The sequence below is a fragment of the Arthrobacter monumenti genome, assembly GCF_054511255.1.
In genome coordinates this window covers 1-20,449 of the sequence record NZ_JBTNCY010000007.1, presented here as the reverse complement: position 1 = coordinate 20,449, position 20,449 = coordinate 1, and the positions used below count along the sequence as shown (strand labels likewise).

Annotated in this window: 22 protein-coding genes and 1 other RNA gene; 12 read left to right on the top strand and 11 right to left on the bottom strand. The window is 63.1% G+C overall.

Features of this window, described 5'->3' with window-relative positions:
* Positions 1 to 140: 140 nt before the first annotated feature.
* The 7 genes from ftsE (at position 141) to ACX80B_RS11435 (ending at position 5,241) form a co-directional block, all read left to right on the top strand.
* A complete protein-coding gene (gene ftsE, locus ACX80B_RS11465; protein WP_459296192.1) occupies positions 141 to 842 on the top strand; it encodes a cell division ATP-binding protein FtsE in 702 nt (233 codons plus the stop codon).
* The gene (ftsX, locus tag ACX80B_RS11460) at positions 839 to 1,756 is read left to right on the top strand and encodes a permease-like cell division protein FtsX (protein ID WP_459296190.1); all 918 of its coding nucleotides are present in this window, start codon (positions 839 to 841) and stop codon (positions 1,754 to 1,756) included. The genes ftsE and ftsX overlap by 4 nt, the downstream gene beginning before the upstream one ends.
* 28 nt (positions 1,757 to 1,784) lie before the next feature.
* Entirely contained in the window at positions 1,785 to 3,266 is a 1,482-nt protein-coding gene (locus ACX80B_RS11455; protein ID WP_459296188.1) for a peptidoglycan DD-metalloendopeptidase family protein, read from the top strand.
* 122 nt (positions 3,267 to 3,388) lie between these two features.
* Complete coding sequence (gene smpB / locus ACX80B_RS11450; protein WP_459296186.1) at positions 3,389 to 3,859, top strand: SsrA-binding protein SmpB; 471 nt, start codon at positions 3,389 to 3,391, stop codon at positions 3,857 to 3,859.
* 9 nt (positions 3,860 to 3,868) lie between these two features.
* Positions 3,869 to 4,231, top strand: coding sequence for a hypothetical protein (locus ACX80B_RS11445; protein ID WP_459296184.1), 363 nt, complete (start codon positions 3,869 to 3,871; stop codon positions 4,229 to 4,231).
* A gap of 91 nt (positions 4,232 to 4,322) precedes the next feature.
* Positions 4,323 to 4,692, top strand: a transfer-messenger RNA (tmRNA) gene (ssrA, locus tag ACX80B_RS11440).
* An 81-nt stretch (positions 4,693 to 4,773) separates the two neighbouring features.
* On the top strand, positions 4,774 to 5,241 hold the full coding sequence (locus tag ACX80B_RS11435) for an SRPBCC family protein (protein WP_459296182.1): 468 nt from the start codon (positions 4,774 to 4,776) through the stop codon (positions 5,239 to 5,241).
* Between the two features lie 75 nt (positions 5,242 to 5,316).
* Here ACX80B_RS11435 and ACX80B_RS11430 read toward each other — a convergent pair whose 3' ends face one another.
* Positions 5,317 to 7,143: a C40 family peptidase gene (locus tag ACX80B_RS11430; RefSeq protein WP_459296180.1), complete on the bottom strand. Its 1,827-nt coding sequence runs from the start codon at positions 7,141 to 7,143 to the stop codon at positions 5,317 to 5,319.
* 128 nt (positions 7,144 to 7,271) lie between these two features.
* Between ACX80B_RS11430 and ACX80B_RS11425 the strand changes: the two genes are divergently transcribed.
* Positions 7,272 to 7,490, top strand: a complete 219-nt coding sequence (locus ACX80B_RS11425; protein WP_459296178.1) for a hypothetical protein — start codon at positions 7,272 to 7,274, stop codon at positions 7,488 to 7,490.
* A 129-nt stretch (positions 7,491 to 7,619) separates the two neighbouring features.
* Positions 7,620 to 9,125 carry an FAD-dependent oxidoreductase gene (locus tag ACX80B_RS11420; protein ID WP_459296176.1) on the top strand — a complete coding sequence of 502 codons (1,506 nt, stop codon included), beginning with the start codon at positions 7,620 to 7,622 and terminating at the stop codon, positions 9,123 to 9,125.
* A 101-nt stretch (positions 9,126 to 9,226) separates the two neighbouring features.
* Here ACX80B_RS11420 and ACX80B_RS11415 read toward each other — a convergent pair whose 3' ends face one another.
* From ACX80B_RS11415 to ACX80B_RS11375, 9 genes are all read right to left on the bottom strand, one after another.
* Positions 9,227 to 10,324 carry a carboxylate-amine ligase gene (locus ACX80B_RS11415; RefSeq protein ID WP_459296174.1) on the bottom strand — a complete coding sequence of 366 codons (1,098 nt, stop codon included), beginning with the start codon at positions 10,322 to 10,324 and terminating at the stop codon, positions 9,227 to 9,229.
* A 149-nt stretch (positions 10,325 to 10,473) separates the two neighbouring features.
* Complete coding sequence (locus ACX80B_RS11410; protein ID WP_459296172.1) at positions 10,474 to 11,181, bottom strand: metal-dependent transcriptional regulator; 708 nt, start codon at positions 11,179 to 11,181, stop codon at positions 10,474 to 10,476.
* A 26-nt stretch (positions 11,182 to 11,207) separates the two neighbouring features.
* On the bottom strand, positions 11,208 to 12,092 hold the full coding sequence (locus tag ACX80B_RS11405; RefSeq protein WP_459296170.1) for a metal ABC transporter permease: 885 nt from the start codon (positions 12,090 to 12,092) through the stop codon (positions 11,208 to 11,210).
* Positions 12,079 to 12,816, bottom strand: a complete 738-nt coding sequence (locus ACX80B_RS11400; RefSeq protein ID WP_459296725.1) for a metal ABC transporter ATP-binding protein — start codon at positions 12,814 to 12,816, stop codon at positions 12,079 to 12,081. The genes ACX80B_RS11405 and ACX80B_RS11400 overlap by 14 nt, the downstream gene beginning before the upstream one ends.
* Positions 12,817 to 12,835: 19 nt before the next feature.
* The gene (locus tag ACX80B_RS11395; RefSeq protein WP_459296168.1) at positions 12,836 to 13,768 is read right to left on the bottom strand and encodes a metal ABC transporter solute-binding protein, Zn/Mn family; all 933 of its coding nucleotides are present in this window, start codon (positions 13,766 to 13,768) and stop codon (positions 12,836 to 12,838) included.
* Positions 13,769 to 13,823: 55 nt separating this feature from the next.
* Positions 13,824 to 14,636: a histidinol-phosphatase gene (gene hisN, locus ACX80B_RS11390; RefSeq protein ID WP_459296166.1), complete on the bottom strand. Its 813-nt coding sequence runs from the start codon at positions 14,634 to 14,636 to the stop codon at positions 13,824 to 13,826.
* Between the two features lie 58 nt (positions 14,637 to 14,694).
* A complete protein-coding gene (rsgA, locus tag ACX80B_RS11385) occupies positions 14,695 to 15,792 on the bottom strand; it encodes a ribosome small subunit-dependent GTPase A (RefSeq protein ID WP_459296164.1) in 1,098 nt (365 codons plus the stop codon).
* Positions 15,782 to 17,149, bottom strand: coding sequence for a 3-phosphoshikimate 1-carboxyvinyltransferase (gene aroA, locus ACX80B_RS11380; RefSeq protein WP_459296162.1), 1,368 nt, complete (start codon positions 17,147 to 17,149; stop codon positions 15,782 to 15,784). Before aroA ends, rsgA begins: the two co-directional genes overlap by 11 nt.
* A 5-nt stretch (positions 17,150 to 17,154) precedes the next feature.
* Positions 17,155 to 17,703 (bottom strand): DoxX family protein, encoded by a 549-nt coding sequence (locus ACX80B_RS11375; RefSeq protein WP_459296160.1) that lies wholly within the window; start codon positions 17,701 to 17,703, stop codon positions 17,155 to 17,157.
* Positions 17,704 to 17,926: 223 nt separating this feature from the next.
* On the opposite strand from ACX80B_RS11375, the gene ACX80B_RS11370 reads away from it, so the two are divergent.
* Together ACX80B_RS11370 and rsrA are read left to right on the top strand one after the other, a co-directional pair.
* Positions 17,927 to 18,709, top strand: a complete 783-nt coding sequence (locus ACX80B_RS11370; protein ID WP_459296158.1) for a sigma-70 family RNA polymerase sigma factor — start codon at positions 17,927 to 17,929, stop codon at positions 18,707 to 18,709.
* Positions 18,706 to 18,984: a mycothiol system anti-sigma-R factor gene (gene rsrA / locus ACX80B_RS11365; protein WP_459296156.1), complete on the top strand. Its 279-nt coding sequence runs from the start codon at positions 18,706 to 18,708 to the stop codon at positions 18,982 to 18,984. Before ACX80B_RS11370 ends, rsrA begins: the two co-directional genes overlap by 4 nt.
* A gap of 120 nt (positions 18,985 to 19,104) precedes the next feature.
* On the opposite strand, the gene ACX80B_RS11360 is transcribed toward rsrA, so the two are convergent.
* The gene (locus tag ACX80B_RS11360) at positions 19,105 to 19,179 is read right to left on the bottom strand and encodes a 50S ribosomal protein bL37 (protein ID WP_442853308.1); all 75 of its coding nucleotides are present in this window, start codon (positions 19,177 to 19,179) and stop codon (positions 19,105 to 19,107) included.
* A gap of 170 nt (positions 19,180 to 19,349) precedes the next feature.
* On the opposite strand from ACX80B_RS11360, the gene ACX80B_RS11355 reads away from it, so the two are divergent.
* Entirely contained in the window at positions 19,350 to 20,321 is a 972-nt protein-coding gene (locus ACX80B_RS11355) for a zinc-binding dehydrogenase (RefSeq protein ID WP_459296154.1), read from the top strand.
* Positions 20,322 to 20,449: the final 128 nt, after the last annotated feature.

Genomic DNA, 20,449 nt, shown 5'->3' with positions numbered 1-20,449 from the left:
CCGGTTGGCCGCTTGAGCTGACGACACGCCGCCGCTGATGCCGCCGGACGCCCGATCGGCATGGCTATAGTCGAGGGGCCGGAGGTCTCTTCCCCCAAGCACGCCCCATCGCCGGCTTCAACACGGGGCAAAAAGAAGTCATGATCCGATTCGATAATGTCACCAAGGTCTACGACCAGAAGTCCCGGCCTGCGCTCGACTCTGTCAGCGTGGAAGTGGACCGCGGCGAGTTTGTCTTCCTTGTGGGCGCATCCGGTTCGGGCAAATCCACGTTCATCCGCCTCGTGCTCAAGGAGGACCGGGCCAGTCGTGGCGCTGTCCACGTCGCCGGCCGCAACGTAGCAAACATCTCCAGCTGGCGCGTGCCCAAACTGCGCCGCGGAATCGGTGTGGTGTTCCAGGACTTCCGGCTGCTGCCCAACAAGACCGTCTTCGCCAATGTCGCATTCGCCATGCAGGTCATTGGCCGGAGCCGTGCCATTATCCGCGAAACGGTCCCCGAGGTGCTCAGGACCGTCGGCCTGGAAGGCAAGGACCATCGGATGCCGCATGAGCTTTCCGGCGGTGAGCAGCAGCGTGTGGCGATCGCCCGCGCCGTCGTTAATAAGCCGGGAATCCTCCTTGCCGATGAGCCGACCGGAAACCTGGATCCCACGACGTCGTTGGGCATCATGAAGGTGCTGGACCGGATCAACCAAAACGGCACCACCGTAGTGATGGCAACCCACGACGACGACATCGTTGACGGGATGCGTAAGCGCGTCATCGAGCTGTCCGAAGGTGTCGTCATCCGCGACGAAGCGCAGGGCATCTATGCCGGCGCGGCCGAGGCGGTCCAGTGAGGCTGGCCTTCGTTCTCGGGGAAATCGGCTCCGGGCTGCGGCGCAACCTGTCCATGCTCGTATCCGTCATCCTGGTCACGTTCGTGTCGCTGACCTTTGTCGGCGCGGCGGGCCTGCTGCAGATGCAGATCTCCCAGATGAAGGGTTTTTGGTACGACAAGGTCCAGGTGGCCATCTTCCTCTGTGTCGACAGTTCCTCGACGCCCAGCTGCGCCGCCGGGCCGGTCACGGACACGCAGCGTGAAAACATCCGCTCACTGCTGGGCTCGCCAACCGTGAACCCATACATCGCCGGTGATCCCATTTACGAGTCGCAGGAAGAAGCGCTGGGCCACTTCAAGGACCAGTTCGCCAACTCGCCGATCGTCGACTCAGTTACGGCTCAGCAGCTGCCCGAATCCTTCCGGGTTAATCTGGAGGATCCGCAGAAGTACGAGGTGATCAACGAGATCTTCTCCTCGGTTCCCGGCGTTGAAGTCGTGATCGATCAGCGGGAGTTGCTGGAACAGATATTTTCCGTGATGAACGTGGCCTCACTGATCGCCATCGGAGTCGCCGGGGTGATGATTGTCTGCGCGGTCCTGCTGATCGCGACCACCATCCGGTTATCGGCTTTCAGCCGACGGCGGGAAACCGGAATCATGCGTCTGGTGGGCGCGTCGAAAATGGTGATCCAGCTGCCCTTTGTGCTTGAGGGGGTGATCGCCGCCGTCATCGGTGCTGTCCTCGCTTCAGTCACGCTATGGGCGGTGTCGCACTTCTTCGTTGGCGAATGGCTCGCCCAGCAGTACCCCGATACGGCATTCATCTCAGCCACACAGGCCGTCATCCTGGCACCTGGACTAATCCTGCTCGGCGTGGTGCTGGCCGGGCTCTCCTCTATTCTGACTCTCCGCCGTTATCTGAAGGTCTGAGTCGATGCGCAACGGAAAGAAATCTCTCATGCGATCAACCGAGTCCACCGGAAAGGTCCGCCGACCCGGACCCCTCAAATGTAAGGCGGCCGTAAGCTCGACGGCCGCCGCCATGCTGATCCTGACCTTGATAGGGGGAGCGGCGCCGGCCGGTGCCGGCCAGCTCGAGGACCGGAAGGCCGAGCTGGAACAGCGCATCGACAAGGTTCAGCAATCGCTGGAGCACCTCGACTCGGACATCGTAGAGACCTTGGCCCAATTGCAGCAATACGAGGATCAGCTCCCGGGAGCGATGGACCGGCTTGCCAAGGCAGAAGACAACGTGGCTGCCGCCACCCGTGAAGTCGAAGCTTTGGCAGCCAGGGTCGAGCTGGCAGAACAGACCAAAGCGAAAATCAATGAGCAGCTCGAACTGGACAAGGCCGAGATGGCCAAAACCAAGGAGCTGATCGGCCAGATTGCGACAGCCGCGTACAAGAGCGGTGGCGTACCTTCCAACCTCAGCCTTTTCTTCAGTTCCGACGGCGGAAATCTTGCCGACTCGATGGGCATGGCCGACCAGGCACTGCGCAGCCAGACGGCTGTGTTGGACCAGCTGGCTCAGCAGCACGCCACCAATGTGAACGCGGAAGTCCGCCTTGCCGACGTCGAGGCCGAAATCAAGGATCTGAAGGAGAAAGCGGATGCAGCCCTGGCCCGTGAGAAAGACGCACGGGACAAAGCCGCCGCCGAGAAGGAGAAGGTCGACACGCTGATAGCGGAGACGACCGCGCTGTCGGAAAAGCTGGAAGCACAGAAGCCCAAGGTCAAGGCCAAGCTAAGCCGGATCGAGCAGGAGCACCAGCAGGTCCAGGCCGATATTGCCGAGAAACAACGGCAGCAACGGCTGGCCTGGGAACGTGAACAGGAGCGCATCCGGAAGGCCCAGGAAAAAGCTGCCGCTGAGGCTGCAGCGGCAGCCGAGGCCCAGCGGCAGGCCCGGATTGAAGCAGAACGACGTGCAGCAGCAGAAGCAAACCGGCCGGCCCCTCCGCCACCGCCGCCTGCCCCGGCACCTGCGCCGCCAGCGCCGCCAGCGACTCCTTCCGGTTTCGGCCTGCGCCTGCCCGTCGGTTCCGGCATTGCAATGACTTCTGGTTTTGGGTGGCGCGAGACGCCGGCCGGGACCATCGACTTCCTGGGTAAGGGTGGCTACATGCACACCGGCCTCGACTTCGGAACTCCGTGCGGCACTCCGGTATACGCCCCGGCAAGCGGGGAGGTTTGGTATGCCGATGGCGCTGTCCCCTCGGGGGGCAACCGGGTTGTCCTCACACATGGTGTGGTCGGCGGCGACGCCTTGAGCACCATTTATTACCACCTGAACCGTTCGGTGGTTTCGCCCGGCCAGTCTGTCTCGAAGGGCCAGATCATCGCCTATTCCGGTAACACCGGAAACTCGCAAGGCTGCCATCTGCACTTCGAGACCATCGTCAATGGCGAGCCGGTCAATCCAGCGTCGGTCCTGTAGCAGTTCCTCCCGGCCGGGGCCGTTGGGCGTTGACCAGACGGGCAGCCGCGACCCGCAGGCTGAAACCTCCCCGGGTGCTGTCGTAGACTGGATGTCCAGCCCTCATACTAAGGAGTTTTACCGTGCCCAAAGAAAGTGGCCGAAAGGTAGTGGCCACCAACCGAAAGGCCCGGCACAACTACCACATACTGGATACCTATGAGGCGGGCCTCGTGCTGATGGGCACCGAAGTGAAGTCGCTGCGCGAGGGACGTGCTTCGCTGATCGACGGGTTCGCCTCGCTGACCGACGATGAAATGTGGCTGGAGCACGTCTATATCCCGGAGTATCTCAATGGTTCCTGGACCAACCACAGCGCCCGCCGCCGTCGTAAATTGTTGTTGCACCGCGAAGAGATCGAGAAAATTGCCCAGAAGACGCGCGAATCAGGATTTACGATCGTGCCACTGCAGCTCTATTTCCTGGATGGCCGGGCGAAAGTCGAAATCGCCGTCGCGAAGGGTAAACGCGACTACGACAAGCGCCAGGCGCTGCGTGAACAGCAGGACAACCGTGAGGCACAGCGTGCCATGCGCGAAAAGAATCTGGGCTGACCGGCCGCTGTGACAGAAGTTTTCTGGGATGAACAAACCGGTCCCGACGAGGAAGAGGTCCGCTACAAGCGTCCGTGGTGGGTGATTGCCACCGCCGCGATCGATTGGATTATCGTGCTGGCCATTGTCCCTGCCGGACTGATGGTGCTGTTTCCGTTCTTCTTCCTGTTCTACGTGATGCTGGCCCAGTGGTTGGTGTTCGTCTCTCCGCTTCTGGTTGCCGCCAATGTTTTGACGTTCCTTTGGGCACTGCGGCGAAGGCAGGCAGGGATGGTCACCCTCGCCATCATGTCCATCTTCGCCACGCTGGCCTCGTTCCTGGTCGTGCTGGCGTGGCAGGCCCAGATCGTCGTTCTCGGCATTGGTTTTTAGCTGCGGGAATGTACGACGGCGGTCATGCGTTATGATGGGTGTCCGGCATTCGCCGGGCAATAGCCGGGGAACCGGTTTGGTAATTGAATACGGGGATGACTGGTTTCGACGATGGTAGTCGCGACAGGGGAAGCGGGCCGAGGATGCAGGGCTATCTCGTTAACGCTCTCTGCAAAAAAATAACTGCTGATTCTAAACAGCACGACTTCGCTCTCGCTGCCTAAGCAGCGGGCATAGTCCGTCAGCCCGGGTACGCTCTCGACCCGGATCCTGGCGTCATTTAGAGGGCCACTGCTGGTAACCCGCGCCGTCGGGGTTGCCGGGACTTTTAGACGGCTGGGCCCGGATCAACCACTTGTTTGCATGATGGCTGGGGCCGAGAAAATCCGACGCAAACTGCGCCCGGAGAAGACCTGACAACACGACATCGGACGGGGGTTCAATTCCCCCCATCTCCACTTTTTTATGGCAACAGGCCGGCACGACTTCGTGCCGGCCTGTTGCTGTTAACCGCACCGCTTCGGCTGTGCCATTATGAACCTATGACCAGCCAATCAATCACTCTTTCCCGCCCTGTTGCGGCCGCACCCGAACGGGTTTGGCGTGTGCTCACCGACATTCCCGGCGCGGCCGGCACACTTAGCGGCGTGGACCGCATCGAGCTGCTCAGTCAACCGCCCTACGGCGTCGGCACACGGTGGCGCGAGACCCGCACAATGTTCGGCAAGAAGGCCACCGAGGAAATGTGGGTGACAGCGGCGGACGCCCCGAACAGCACGGTTGTGGAGGCTGAGTCGGCGGGCACCCATTACACGACGACATTCACCGTTGTGCCGGACGGGCCGGGAAGCCTGCTGAGCTTGGAGTTCGCTGGCCGGCCGGTTTCGGAATCCCGCTGGCAGAGCATTCTTTGGAAAGTTTTTGGCCGGCTAGGGCTGCGTGCGGCGTCCAAGGCTATGCGGGTCGACCTCGACGACATTGCTGCCGCTGCTGAAAAGCCGACCCCGTAGCGCCTGGTTCTTCCGGCGCAGGAAAAAGCCCCGTCCCCAGCTCTTTCGAGCAGGGACGGGGCTTCTTATCTTTAGCTACCCCCGGTAGTAGGCGGCGCTGGCTTCCACGGGAGATGGACCCCCTGCACCGTTCAGGAGAACCGTGCCGTCACCAAGGAAAACGCCGACACGGGCTGGATTGGTGCCATCGCTCGCATAGTAGACGAGGTCGCCAGCCCGTGGTTCCGTGACGGGAGTCCCCAGTGAGCCCGGAGCTCCTGCTGCGAGGGCCGCCGCTCCCTTCACCAGGAGGGCTTGGATTTCCCCGGGCGTCAGAACTGCCGGAGCGGCCGGAGTCGTTGGTGGCGGTGGCGGTGGGGTCGTCGGTTGCTCGGTAACCGGTGCCGGAGCTTCCGGCTTCGGCGCCGCGGGTGGCGTCGTGGCAGGAGGCGTTGTCTGGACAGGTGGTACCGTCACAACGGGCTTGGGATCCGGCTTATTCGTCGCCGGAGGAGTCACGGTGCCGGTGTTGGTATCTGGCGTCGGAGTCGGTTTCGGGTTTGTGGTCCCGGGACCCGGCGTCGGCTTCGGGCTCGTGGTTCCGGTCCCCGGCTTCGATGACCCCGAACCGCCGGGCTTCGTAGCTGGAGGTGTTGTTCCCGTGCCGCCGGGCTTCGTAGCTGGAGGTGTTGTTCCCGCACCGCCCGGATTCGAGTTATGGTTCGTATTCGTTCCCGAGCCTGGCTTATTTCCGGGCGTCTTGTCGTGCGACGGCTTCGACTTGCCCGGATTCCCGGGGTTGCTCTTGCCCGCGTTAGCTAACCTCTCAGCGGCGTCCTTGACCGGCGTCGTACTACGATCCGCCCGCCCGCTACCGCCTTGATTCGAATTGCGGTCCGTGTTCTTTCCCGAACCTGACTTGTTTCCGGCCTGGTCGTGTGATTTCGACTTGCCTGACTTGGCCGGGCCGTCGTTCCGCTGGTTCGAGGCATTCACCGAGGAGCCGCCCGAGGAACCTCCATTAGAGGCCGATACGGAGGGGAAACTCAGTCCGGGAACAGTCGCTGTCGAGTCCGGCCCGGAGGGGAAGCTCAGTCCGGGAACAGTCGCGGTAATGCCAGAGGTGAGGCCTGATCCTGGCGCATCCGAGGGATCAGGTCCGCTGCGCGCCGTGCCGGGAAGGGTGAAGAACCACGAAGTTCCGGCCGGTCCGATCGAGTGGATAATGGTTCCCTGATCGGGATTGAGGGCACTGATCATCATGCCGTCGCCGATGTAAATTCCCACGTGCGCCCAGTGGTTGGGGCCGTCGGGCCGCTGCGTGACCAAGTCGCCTGGTGAAGGATTCTGCGTCGGCTGCATGCCTTCCCATTGGCTCACACGCGGCATCTGGAAACCTGCCTGGGCGAAGGCCCACTGGACAAAACCGGAACAATCCCAGCCACTGGCGAAGCTGGTGCCGCCCCAGACGTACGGGTGGCCCAGACCTTGGTGGGCATAGGGGACGACCGCGGCCAAGCTTCCCCGGGCGGAGGCAGGACCCGGCTGAACAAACAGATTGGTTCCGGGCACGCTGGTTCCGCTGGCAAGACCGGAGAACCCCGGGCTTCCTGGTAATCCGGGGGAACCGGGGGAGCCAGGAAGTCCGGGGAGCCCTCCGATACCGGGCACGAGCCCGGCGCCCGTCGCACCGTCGGCCATGATGGTGACGGGTGGACGGAAGGATAGGACAGCGCTGGCTGGAACTGCCACGCCGGATGAGTCCTGGAGGTTGCCAGATGAATGCTGCAGTCCGGCTATCGTGGGCGCGGAGGAAGAAGTTCCACTCACACCCAGGATGAGTCCGCATGCTGCGACCATCGCGGCTGCACGACCAAATCCCACACCGTTGCGGGATCCTTCTGAGCTCTTGTTCGTAGCCATCGGATGAGACCTTTCACTGCCAGCGCCGGCTGCTGAAGTCCGGTGCAGCCGGGTCGTATTCGTCCTCCTGGACTTTCACAGCTTGCAGGGGGGGCCTTGAAGAAACCTTGAGGACTATGCTCGGTTATATGGACAGCACGGATCATGTTCACCGGTGGTCGCAAGGACTGCCCCCGCGCAAAGGCGGAGGCATGATTTTCGCCGGACTCGTGTTCGTCGTCGGGACCTTCCTGTTCGTCCTCTACATGGGCATTACCGGTGGAACCCACACCCTCTTTACTCTCGTCCCGCTGATGATTGGCCTTCCGCTGTTGATGATCGGGCTGGCGAAACGCGGCTCCAGCTAGCAGCAGGGGCGGGACAAACCCATGGATGCTCCGCTGCAAGGCCAGGCAAACGCTGTTGCACATAGACGACGGCGGCCATAGGTTGGGATCAGACGGCCACTCGAACGCTCAAGAGGACGGATACTGTCAATGACTTCGCTTTGGTTGGACCACTACACGCCTGTTGCCGCCGATGAGTTCGTTCCGGGAGCCAACTATGACACCGTCGTCGTTGGCGCCGGCATGACGGGCCTCGCCACGGCTCTGCTGCTGGCCCGGGCTGGGCAACGGGTGGCAGTTCTAGAAGCCCGCCACGTTGGTGCGGTGACCACCGGTAACACCACGGCGAAATTGAGCCTGCTGCAGGGCGCCTCGCTGTCCAGCATCCTCAAGCGGCACTCAATCGGTATTGCCAAGGCCTACGTGAGCGGGAACCGGGAAGGGCAGCAGTGGCTGGTCCGGTACTGCGAGGAGCGGGGAATCGGAATAGAGCAGCGCGATGCATTCAGCTACGCCGGGAGCGCCAATGGCAGGGAAACGGTCGACGCTGAGTATGATGCAGCACGGCAGGCCGGTCTTGACGTGACCGTTGAGACAGACCTCGAGCTGCCGTATACGACGCATGGGGCGGTCAAGCTCGCAGGGCAATACCAGTTCGATCCGATGGATATTCTCGCCTCGCTGGCGGATGATTTCCGCGGCCATGGGGGAGTGTTGCATGAGAACGTACGGGTGCAGGGTGTCAGTACCAACCACGAGGGCGGTCTCAACTCGGGGCCATTGCGCAGTGTTCAGACAACGGCCGGCGACGTACAGACCACCAACGTGGTCCTGGCGACCGGCACGCCGATCCTTGACCGCGGCGGTTATTTTGGCGCCCTTGAGCCGAGCCGTTCGTACGCCCTCGCTTTTCACGTGCCCGGCGAAATACCGCAGGGCATGTACTTGTCAGTCGACAGCCCCTCGCGGTCACTGCGTACAGCGGGCGCTGGCGGCAGCACCAGTCTGTTGGTCGGTGGCAATGGTCATATCGTGGGCAGGGAGCCGTCCCCGCGGGGCTCGGTCGAGGACCTGAGGCGCTGGACCGAACGTCACTTCCCAGGAGCCGAGCTGACGCATTCCTGGTCGGCCCAGGACTACCGCCCGCTGGATTTGCTGCCTTATGTGGGGCCGATTCTTCCAGGGCAGGAACACATCTTCGTGGCCACCGGCTACAACAAGTGGGGCATGACCAACGCGATTGCCGCCGCCATGACGCTGAGCGGCCGGATCCTTGGTGGGCATATGCCCTGGGCGGATGAACTTGCCCACCGTCCGCTGCCACCGGCCACGCTGGGCAATGGTGCCTCACTCAATGCCAAGGTCGGCGCCCATATGGTTTCGGACTGGCTGCGCACGGCCATGAACAAGGATGAAGGAACGACGCCGGCAGAGGGCGAGGGCGTGGTGGTGCGCGAAGGCGTTCATCCAGTAGGCATCAGCACCGTGGATGGGACGACCCGCAGGGTGGGAGCAGTTTGCCCGCATATGCATGGAATTCTGTCCTGGAACAATGCCGAGCAGTCCTGGGATTGCCCACTCCACGGCTCACGCTTCACCTGCGCGGGTGAACTCCTCGAAGGACCTGCCACCAGGAATCTGTCCCGTCCCGAATAGTGCGGATCCCGAGTAGCGCAGATCTCGGGTAGCGCAGATCTCGGGTAGCGCAGATCGCTCAGGGCTCAACACAGCGCCCGGGGTTGATGTCCAGTGCGCGCTTATTCGGCGATGAGCGACGTCGTGTAGAGGTCAATCAGCGCCGGTAATCCGCCGTGGTCCATCGCGGCCCGTTGCCGGACGTCTCCCGTTCCGGAATCGAAAAGCCGCTCGACTCCGGCCTTGACCGTATCGGTGTCGCCGGCTTCATCCAGCGCCGGGCTGATGTATTCGAGCAGGGTCTCGATGACCTCCCGCGCCGGCTTCAGGACGCCCTCACTGACCAGCACCAGATTTCCGCTCAGACCGTATCTGGCGGACTGCCAGACAGCAGCTTCAAGCAACTCAGGCTCTGCGCTGTGATAGGGCTGTCCGGTCTGGACATCGTTGATGGCACTGACAATGAGGCCGCGGATTATGCCGGCCAGCAGCAACGTATCCTTCACTTCAAGCTGGGAATCGGCTGCCCGCACCTCTATGGTCGGATAGTTTTCGGACAGACGAGCCAGCCAGGTCACCAGTCCGGTGTCGATTATCGCGCCAATCCCCAGCATGCGCTGGACCCTGCAGTCGTAGTCGTCTGCGTCGGCGAATTCGGGCGGGCAACCCTGAAGCGGCCAGCGGCGGAAGTGGATAGTGCGCCAGCTGGCAAAACCGGTGTCGTGGTCCTGCCACAGCGGAGAGTTGGTGCTGAGAGCGACGATGGCGGGCAACCAGGCCCGGATCCGGTTCAGGGCCCGAACGCCGGTGTCGCGGTCGGGAATTCCGACATGCACATGCAGCCCATTGACGTATTGGTCAGTGGCGACTTCCTGCGCGTTTTCTTTCAGGTCGTAATAGCGCTGTTTGTCAGTAAGTTCGGCTGGACCGGCCTCTGCCCGCGGCGCGGTGGAGGAGCTGGAGGCCCGTGCACCTGCCTTCATGGCGGCGGCGGAGAGCTCTTTCCGGAAATGCAGCAGAGCCTCGCCGGCCTCTTCGAGGGTATTGCAAACCGGAGTGGCGGTTTCGAGCTGGCAGCTCAGGAGCTCGCGTTGGACGTCCTCGTCGGCAACCTGCCCGGTTCCATGAATGAAACCGGAAACCTCCGCGCTGACCCAGGCCGGCAACAGCGACTTTGGATCCAGGAGCAGGTACTCTTCCTCAATACCGAGGGTCGCCATTGATGGTCTCCTAAATGCCGGTGGGTGTTGACTCGAGCCTATCGGCTGGCGTCACGATTGTGCGCCGGTGTGGCCAACACAATACGAGCGTAATGACGCTGCCTGATAGTTGGCTGATGGCCCGGGACCACACTGAAGTGCCGGCGTCGTTATGATTTTTCCAGCGTGCAGCCCTCGTGCCTGCCTTCGGTCATCACCCAAACCGAGGCGGCAAGTTCGTCGCCCAGATCCAGCTCGCGGACCCGCCCTCCTGAGCCCACCTGCACCGTCAAGGCGCCGCCGAAGGGTTTGCGGCCAAGCACCGTCACGGCGGTGTCGAGCCGGATCTCCTCGTCGCCGAGATAGCGCAACAGGTGCGGGTTGGCGTCGCTGATCCGGGCAACGCGACCATGATGTCCTTCATCCAAGGTGCTGAGGACGTGCGCGGCGGGCAGCTCAATGGTGCCATCCGCTGACGGAATCGGATCGCCGTGCGGATCCCGGTCCGGGTGGCCGAGGCGGGCCGACATCCGGTCGACCAATGTATCGGAGACGGTGTGCTCGAGCAGCTCCGCCTCATTATGGACCTCGTCCCAGCCGTAGCCGAGTTCCTGGACCAGATAGGTCTCCAGCAAGCGATGCCGGCGGACCATGGACAACGCCAACCTGAGGCCTTCCGGGGTCAATTCCACCGGGTTGTAGGGTTTATGGTCGGCCAGTCCGAGGTCGACGAGTTTCCGCACCATCTCGGTCACGGACGAGTTCGCCACCTTCAGCCGTGCGGCCAAGGCTGTCATGGTGACCGGTTTGTCCTGCCATTCGGTGAAGGCGTAGATGACCTTGACGTAATCCTGCACGCTGGCGGAATCGCTGCTCAATCCGGGGGAGTTCCTGGCGGCCGGGCTCACGCTGCTGTCCTCACTTCGGTGGTGCTGCGGCCCGCGGCCCGGCGGATCCGCCACTGGGAGAGCATTCCGCTGCGGGGCGCCAGCAGATACGCGAGCACGAAAACGCCGGACTGCGCCAGGACGACGGAGGCGCCGGTGGACATGTCCCAGTAGTAGCTGGCGTAGATGCCGATCACCGCAGTCAGGACGCTGATTCCGGCCGCGGCGCCGAGCATCACCGGAAAGCGGCGGGTGAGCAGGAACGCCGTCGCGCCCGGGGTAATGAGCATCGCGACGACGAGGATGATGCCCACAGCCTGCAGGGCGACGACGACGGTCAGTGCCAGCAGCCCAAGCAGGAGTGTGGACAGCCACTTTGTGTTGATGCCCAGGGCGTGGGCGTGCGTGCGGTCGAAGGCGTAGAGGGTCAGATCGCGGCGTTTGAACAGCAGCGCGCCCAGGGTGATTGCTCCCAGGATGAGAACCTGGCGGAACTCGGCGTCGGTCACGCCGAGGACGTTGCCGAAGAGGATATGTCCCAGATCGGTCTGGCTTGGCGTTTTCGAGATGATGGCCAGTCCGGCGGCGAAGAGGGCCGTGAAAACGACGCCGATGACCGTGTCCGACTTCAGCTTGGTGGTGGAACGGACGACGCCGATCAGCGCCACGGCTCCAGCACCGAAGACGAACGCGCCGATGGAAAAGGGGAGCCCCACGATGTAGGCGAGGGCGACACCGGGAAGGACTGCGTGGGAAACGGCGTCGCCCATCAGCGACCAGCCCATCAGGATCAGCCAGCAGGACAGCACCGAGCAGACCAGGGCCGCCGCCACCGTGACGATCAGGGCACGCGTCATGAAGCCGTACAGCATCGGTTCTGCAAGCCAGTTAAGCAGGTCCATTGCCGGCTCCTTCCCCGAAGGCGCGGGCGAGATTGTCGGTGGTCAACACATCCTCCGGATGTCCATGCGCGAGGACGCGCTGGTGCAGCAGCAGCGCCTCATCACAGAATTTGGGGATGCCGGCAAGATCGTGGGTGGAGATCAGGATGGTCTTTCCTTCGCCGCGCAGCTGCTGCAGTAATCCGGTCATGGTGGCCTCGGACGTCCTGTCCACGCCGGCGAAGGGTTCATCCAGCAGCATCAGTTTCGCCTGCTGGGCAATGCCGCGCGCCACGAAGGCCCGTTTGCGCTGTCCGCCGGACAGTTCGCCAATCTGCCGGCCGGCCAGTTCGGTAAGTCCCACCCGGTCCAGGGCGTATTCGACGGCGTCGCGGTCCTCGGCGTGGGGACGGCGCATCGGACCAAGATTCCCGTAGCGGCCCATCATGACGACATCGTGCACGGAGACCGGGAAGGTCCAGTCGACGTCTTCGGACTGTGGGACGTAGGTCAGCAGGTTGTTTTTCCTGGAGGAGCGCGGGCTTTTGCCGAACAACTTGACGGTTCCCGAGCTGGGCGCCACGAGACCCATGATGGATTTGAAGAGCGTGGATTTGCCTGAGCCGTTGACCCCGATCAATCCGCAGATCCTGCCCTGCTGCAGGGTCATATTGACCGACTGCAGAGCCAGGACGTCGCCATACCGCACGGTGAGCGTGTCGATGGTGATGGCGGGAGTCTCCACGGCCATGGCCACGCGGGCCTTATCCATTCGCATTGGCGTCTTCACCGGCCAGTCCTTCCTTGATCAAGCTGATATCGTGACGCAGCAGTTCCAGATAGCTGGGCACGGGTCCGTCGGGCTCCGAGAGGGAATCGACATACAACGGGGTGATGAGCCTGGTGCCGGTTGCTTGAGCCACCTGTTGCTGAGCATCCGCGCTCACCGTCGACTCGCAGAAGACGGCTGGAACATCGCGGCGTTCGATGAAATCGATCAGGTCGGTGATCTGACCGGGAGTTCCTTGCGTATCCGAATTGACCGGCCAAAGGTAGCCCTCCCGCAGGGACGCGTCCCGTGCCAGATAGGAGAAGGCACCTTCGCAGGTAACCAGCGCCGCCTTGGGCGGCAAGGCACCTTCAAGGCTGTCCATGAGCTGCTGAAGCTTTGCGTTGTAGCGTTCGCCGTTGGCCCGGAAGTCCCCGGCATGCTCAGGAACGAGCCGGCTAAGGGCTTCGACGATATTGGCGACATAAACTTGGCCGGCGCGTGGTGACATCCAGGCGTGCGGATTGGCCTCGCCTTCGTACTCACCAACGGTGATCGGGATTGGGTCGATGCCGGTCGACAACACTGCATGTGGAGCGTCGACCGACGCGACGAAGCGTTTGAACCAGCGCTCCAGGCCCAGTCCGTTATCCAGGATCAGGTCGGCGTCGGCCGCGTACTTCAAGTCCGACGGAGTCGGCTCGTAGCCGTGGATCTCGGCTCCAACTTTGGTAATCGATTCCACCCTGACATGCTTCCCGCCCACTTGGCGCGCCATGTTCGCCAGCACGGTGAAAGTCGTCAGTACCAGTGGTTTCTCCGTCGCGGAAGCGCGGCCCTCGGAGCTGTTCCCCATGGGAGCGGAGCAAGCTGTCAGACCCAGGCACAGCACGGCCACCAAGGCGAGTGTGCTGCGGAATTTCGGCATACCTAAATTTACATCACAGGCAGGCTTAAATCATAGGGAAACCGGGACCGGTCCTTCAGAGCAGGTCGTCCACCTGCGGGTTGAGCCGGTGCAGGACCTCGGTGTGCAAAATGGAATTGGTAGCCAGCGCATTGCCGCCGAACGGGCCGTCGGCCCCGTCGAGGGAGGTGAAGCGGCCGCCTGCTTCCGTCACGATCGGAACCAGCGCCGCCATGTCGTACAGATTCAATTCCGGCTCGCAGGCGATGTCGACGACGCCTTCGGCAACCATGCAGTAGGACCAAAAGTCACCGAACGCGCGGGTCCGCCAGACATCATCGGTCAGGGACAGGAACTCATCGAAGTTCCCGCGTTTCTTCCACCCGGCCAGGCTCGAATATGACATTGACGCGTCGGAAAGATCGCCGACGTTCGAGACCCGCAGCCGGATCGCCGTCGCCAATGATTTACCCATGAACGCGCCGGTGCCCTTGGCGGCCCACCAGCGTTTCCCGAGTGCGGGGGCGCTGACCAGGCCGACCACGGGCTGGCCCTCGTCGACCAGCGCAATCAGCGTTGCCCAGACCGGAACGCCCCGCATGAAGTTCTTGGTTCCGTCAATCGGATCTATGATCCAGCGCCGGGAGCCGGCACCGCTGCTGCCGAACTCCTCGCCCAGCACCGCATCCCGCGGACGGGCGCGGGAGAGCTGTCCCCGGATTGCCTCTTCGGCGGTCTTGTCGGCGTCCGTGACGGGACTGAGATCGCCTTTGGTTTCGACCTGGAGGTCCTGGGCCTTGAAGCGGTCCATCGTTTGGGCATCTACGGAGTCGGCCATGACATGGGCCAGCCGTAGGTCGTCATTATAGGTTTGCGGCGCGTGGTTCATAGGTTCACGCTATCGTTATTTTCTTCCCGGTTATGGGAGGTCCAATCACCCGGCCGGGTCAGTAAAGACCGAGTTCCTTGGCCTGCACCTTGAACCCGGTGCCCAGCAGCCTCCGCAGTGACGTCAACCGGGCGGCGCCGGCCTCGCCTGCCTCGCCGCTGAGCACCCACTCGTCCAGTCCACAGTTGACGGCGTCGTCGTCGTGCTTGCAGCCCCGGGCGCAGGCCGCGGTGCCTGGTTCCAGATCGGGGAATGCCTGCAGAATCCGGTCCGGATCCACGTGGGCCAGGCCGAAAGAGCGGATCCCGGGGGTGTCGATAATCCAGCTCCCCGGGGATTGTTCGACCCGCAGGGCCAGGGCCGACGACGACGTGTGGCGGCCACGGCCCGTGACCGCATTGACGCCGCCGGTGGCCCGGTGGGCGCCGGTCAGCGCATTGACCATGGTGGATTTGCCGACGCCGGAGTGGCCCAGGAGGACACTGACCTTGCCGGCGAGGTGGCTGCGCAATTCGGAAACCGCCGCCGCATCAAGCAGCAGCGGCGCGTCGTCGTCGTCGGATCCTTCTGCGGGCTGACCGGCGCCAGTGGTCCCGCTGGTCACGACCGTGAGGTCCAGGTAATCGTAGTTGGCCAGCAGCCCGGCCGGGTCCTTGAGATCCGTTTTTGTGACACACAACAGTGGCTCGATACCGGCGTCATAGGCAGCGACGAGGGTGCGGTCGATGAAGCCCGTCCGCGGTTCCGGATTGGCGGCGGCCACCACGATGACCAGCTGGTCCGCATTGGCAACGACGACGCGTTCGACCGGATCCGTGTCATCTGCGCTGCGCCGCAGCACCGTCGTCCGTTCCTCCACGCGCACCAGGCGGGCGAGGGTGTCAGGCGCTCCTGTTACGTCGCCAACCAATCCGACCAGATCGCCGGCGACGACGGGCGTGCGGCGCAGTTCACGGGCGCGTGCGGCAATGACCACCCGCTCGTTTTCGGTGTCTTCGGCCACCACGGTGGTGTAGCGTCCGCGGTCGACAGTAACGACGCGGCCCACGACTGCGTCGGCATGGGCAGGGCGGTCTTTCGTCCGGGGGCGTGAGCCTTTCTTATTAGGGCGGATGCGGACATCGGACTCGTCCCAGCTCCGGCTGCTACGCGCCACCCGTGTGATCCTTCGCGGCCAGCATCTGCTGCCAGAGCTGTGCGAACTCAGGCATGGTCTTCGCCGTCGTGCCGATGTTTTCCACTTCAACGCCGTCGACGGCGAGCCCAATAATGGCCCCGGCGGTCGCCATCCGGTGATCGTCATAGGAATGGAAGACACCGCCGTGCAGTGGCGCCGGCGTGACGGTGAGGCCATCGGAGGTTTCGGCCGCATCGCCGCCGAGCCTGTTGATCTCAGTCACCAGGGCAGCCAGCCGGTCGGTCTCGTGGCCGCGCAGGTGTCCGATGCCGCGCAGGCGTGAAGGCCCGGTCGCCAGGGTGCTCAAGGCGGCGACGGTGGGGGCCAATTCGCCGGCCTCGGACAGATCCAGGTCCACGCCGTTAACAGAGGCGCCGCCGGTCACCTGGAGCGTATTGTCCTCATAGCGGACCTCGGCCCCCAGCGCTGTGAGGATGTGGCGCCAGTGGTCGCCACCCTGGGTGGTGGTCTGCGGCCAGTTTGGAACGCTTACCGTTCCGGCAGTGGCAACAGCGGCTGCGAGGAAGGGGCCGGCGTTGGACAGATCAGGTTCGATCTCCACGTCGAAGCCTGCGATGGTTCCGGGCCGGACCTTCCAGCAATCCGGTTCCGAATCATCGACATCAACGCCAAGGTCGCGCAGGACCTGTACGGTCATCTCAACATGCGGCAGGCTCGGCACCGCGGGGCCGGAATGCCGCAGCTCAAGGCCCTGCCTGAAGCGGGGGGCGGCCAGCAAAAGGGCGGACACGAACTGGGATGAGGCACTCGCATCGATGGACAGCGGGCCGCCTTCGACCGAGCCACTGCCGTGAACGGTGAAGGGCAGCGAATCCGACCCGCCGTCGTCGACGGTCACCCCGAGGCCACGCAGGGCTTCGATGATGGCGCCCATCGGGCGTTTGCGCGCCTGCGGATCGCCGTCGAAACGGGTGTCCGCGGCCAGCAGGGCCGCCACCGGAGGCACGAAGCGCATCACCGTGCCGGCGAGTCCACAATCGACGGAGCGGTCGGATCCCTCCGGTGCGCCGCCGTCGTCGTTGCCTCTCAGGAACCCTGCCGGAGTGACGAGCAGGTCCGGGCCGAAAAGACCGTGCCCCGGAACTTCCTCAAAACCGGCACCGAGCTGCCTTAGCGCCGCGACCATCAGCTGCGAGTCACGCGAATGCAACGGCGACCGAAGCCGTGACGGCGCGCCGGCCACCGCTGCCAAAAGCAGGTAGCGGTTGGTCAGGGATTTGGAACCGGGGACCTGGACTGTCGCATGCACCGGCCCTGCTGCTGCCGGTGCCGGCCAATGCCGGACTTCGGGCGACGCGGCTGCCGATGCGCTCATCCGGTTCAGGAACCGAAGACGTCGGAGGCGGTGCTTCGTACGCCTTTATCAGCCTTTTGCCACTGCTTCCGGGCGTCCTTGCTCAGGGACTTGGCGCTCTTGCGGGCATCACCGGCCAGGTGTTCGGCGCGCCAGGCGAGGCCGGGGCGTCCGTTGGTGTCCACGGCGGCAAGCATCACGGCGCCGATCAGCGAAACGTTCTTCAGCAGCTGATTGCGGCGGTGGGTCTTGCCTTCCTTGGTGGAGGCATCGGCGGAACGGTATTCGACGACGGTGTTCAGCGCCGACGAGGCCACGAGCAGCAGGGCAGCCACCCGGGAAAGTTTTCCGATGCCCAGCAGCAGGCCGGCACCGATCTGGGTTCCACCCACAACTTTCGCAACCAACTGCTCGTTGGCAGTGAACGATCGGGCCGACGGTATTGTCTTGCCCACGCGCTGAAGCACAGGGCGCAGCTGTTCGGCGGTGTTGTCCGAGTTCTTGAGCCGGTCGGCTCCGGACGCGATAAAGCTGCTGGCCAGTAATGGACGAGCAACGAAGCGAACAATAGTCATTAATGCCTCCTGGCTGGATCTGACTGGTTCCGTATTCCCCTACCTCAACTCCATCATAGTTTTGCACCTTTTGGCGGCTCAGCACACCTTTAGCCTGAAGCCGGCTTATTTTCCGGAATAACGACGGCGGCAGGCCTGTTCCCTCTATTAGTGCAGCCCGGCAAGGGCTGGCCGGAAGCGGCGGATGAGGATCCGTGTCCGGTTGGCAAGCAGAAAGGCAGCAATGTCGGCAACTTCAAGTGTGGCCGAACGAACGGCCAGCAGTGCGGCGCCCGGTCCCGGGCAAGGCCTGCAGTTGAATGTGGCGGCACCTGAGTCCCGCCAGCACGTAAACTGGTCTGTGATGAGTAATCAGACACAGGACAGCGCCGATACGCCGGTGGACCGGGAGACCGAAACCACCGAGCAGCGCAAGGCACGCTTCGAGCGTGATGCCATGCAGTATGTGGATCAGTTGTATTCGGCCGCGATGCGGATGGCGCGTAATCCCAGTGATGCCGAGGACCTGGTCCAGGAGGCCTACACCAAGGCGTTCTCCGCGTTCCACCAGTACAGGCCCGGGACCAACCTCAAGGCGTGGCTGTACCGGATTCTCACCAACACGTATATCAACCTGTACCGGAAGCGCCAGCGCGAGCCGCTGCAGTCGAATTCGGACCAGGTGGAGGACTGGCAGCTGGCCAGATCCGAATCGCATACGTCCGCCGGTCTCCGTTCGGCCGAAGTGGAGGCGCTGGATCACCTTCCGGACTCGGATGTGAAACGGGCGCTGCAGGCCATTCCGGAGGAATTCAGGCTGGCCGTCTACTTTTCGGATGTAGAAGGCTTTGCCTACAAGGAAATATCAGAAATTATGGACACTCCCATTGGCACAGTGATGTCGCGTCTGCACCGCGGCCGTAAACTGCTCCGCGAGATGTTGACCGACTACGCGCATGAGCGCGGTCTGTCCGCCGTGAATAAGCAGAGCCAGCAGGGAAGCGAATACCAGGGGAGCAAGAAATGAGTGACTGCGAGAACTTGGGCGACTGCCCCGACTCCAGGGTTGAAAAGCTGTACGAATATCTGGATGGGGCGCTTTCCCACGACGACATTGTTGAAATCAAGAACCATTTGGAAAGCTGCCCGGAGTGCACCGAGGAACACGACCTGGAGCGGCTGATCCGTACCGTGGTCAAGCGGTCGTGCAGGGAGGTCGCCCCCGAAACCTTGAAGGCCGGCATCCTGGCCCGGATCAGCGAGATCAAAACGACTGAGCATTCCAGCACCGCCGCCCAGTAACCGGGACGCTCCGGGAACCGCCGTCCAATGGAAAACCGGCGCCGGCGGAGCACCTTTAACCTAAAACAATGCCCCCGCCTCCGGCTCACTGCCGGATGCGGGGGCACTGTCGTTTAAGACTCAGGTGTTAGCGCGCTTACCGTGGTTTGCGGCATTCTTCCTGCGGTCGCGCTTCTTGCGTGCTCGCTTGCTCATAGCTGCCTCCTTTGCATTGCTGTGCTCTGTGAAAAGAGCTCCGTAATATCGTCCCACATCCGCGTGGGGAGCGCCTAAATCGATACCGGCCGCCGCCGTCGGAAGCGGGCTTAGGATCAAGGGAGAGGGGCCTTAGGATGGAGGAACAGCCGATCCGAAGGAGCTTATCCATGCGTGCCGTCTATGTCGACTCATTGTCCCCGGACAACCCCCTAAGCGGATTGAAATCCGGCGACATTGACCAGATTGAACCGCCGGAAGGATACAAAAAAGTCCATGTGAAGGCCGCGGCTTTGAACCACCATGACCTGTGGTCGCTGCGCGGTGTCGGCCTTGCCGAAGACCGGTTGCCGATGATCCTCGGCTGCGACGCCGCAGGGGTGGACGAGGCCGGAAATGAGGTCATCGTGCATGCCGTGATTTCCTCGGAGGATTGGCGCGGGGACGAAACGCTCGACCCGAAGCGCAGCCTGTTGTCTGAAATACACCCCGGAACCTTCGCCGAAACTGTCTGGGTCCCGGCTCGGAATCTGGTCCCGAAACCGCCCGAGCTCAGCTTCGAAGAGGCTGCCTGCCTGCCGACGTCGTGGTTGACCGCCTACCGGATGCTGTTCACTGTCTCTCCCGCAGCGCCGGGTTCGACCGTGCTGGTCCAGGGCGCGGGCGGCGGTGTGGCCACGGCTCTGATTTCCCTCGCTAATGCGGCAGGGTACCGGGTGTGGGCCACCAGCCGCAGTGAGGAAAAGGGCCGGCGTGCGGTGGAATTGGGAGCGGCGGAAGCGTTCGACGCCGGTGCCCGCCTGCCCGAGCGTGTCGACGTCGTCTTTGATTCCGTAGGCGAAGCGACCTGGAGCCACTCCCTGAAGTCCCTCAAGCCCGGGGGAGCAGTCGTGACCTGCGGCGCCACGAGTGGTCCTCAGCCGCCGTCGGATCTGAACCGTGTTTTCTTCCTGCAGTTGAAGGTTCTGGGCTCGACCATGGGCACCCGTGATGAACTGGGCCGGCTGGCGCAGTTCATGGTCAACACCGGCGTGCGGCCGGAGATTGACGCAGTGCTGTCGTTGGCGAAGGCGGAGGAAGGGTTCGCCAGAATGCTTGAGGGCGACCTCTTCGGGAAGATCGTCTTCAGCACCGAACTGTAACCGGCCCGTACCGGGCAGGGTGTCCCTATGTTCTTTGTCAAGCAGCTTGGGGCAGTTTCTCCTCGTAGAGGGTCATGTCTCGGAGCATTGCGAAGAGGGTGTCGCAGCGGCGGCGGGCGAGGGCGATG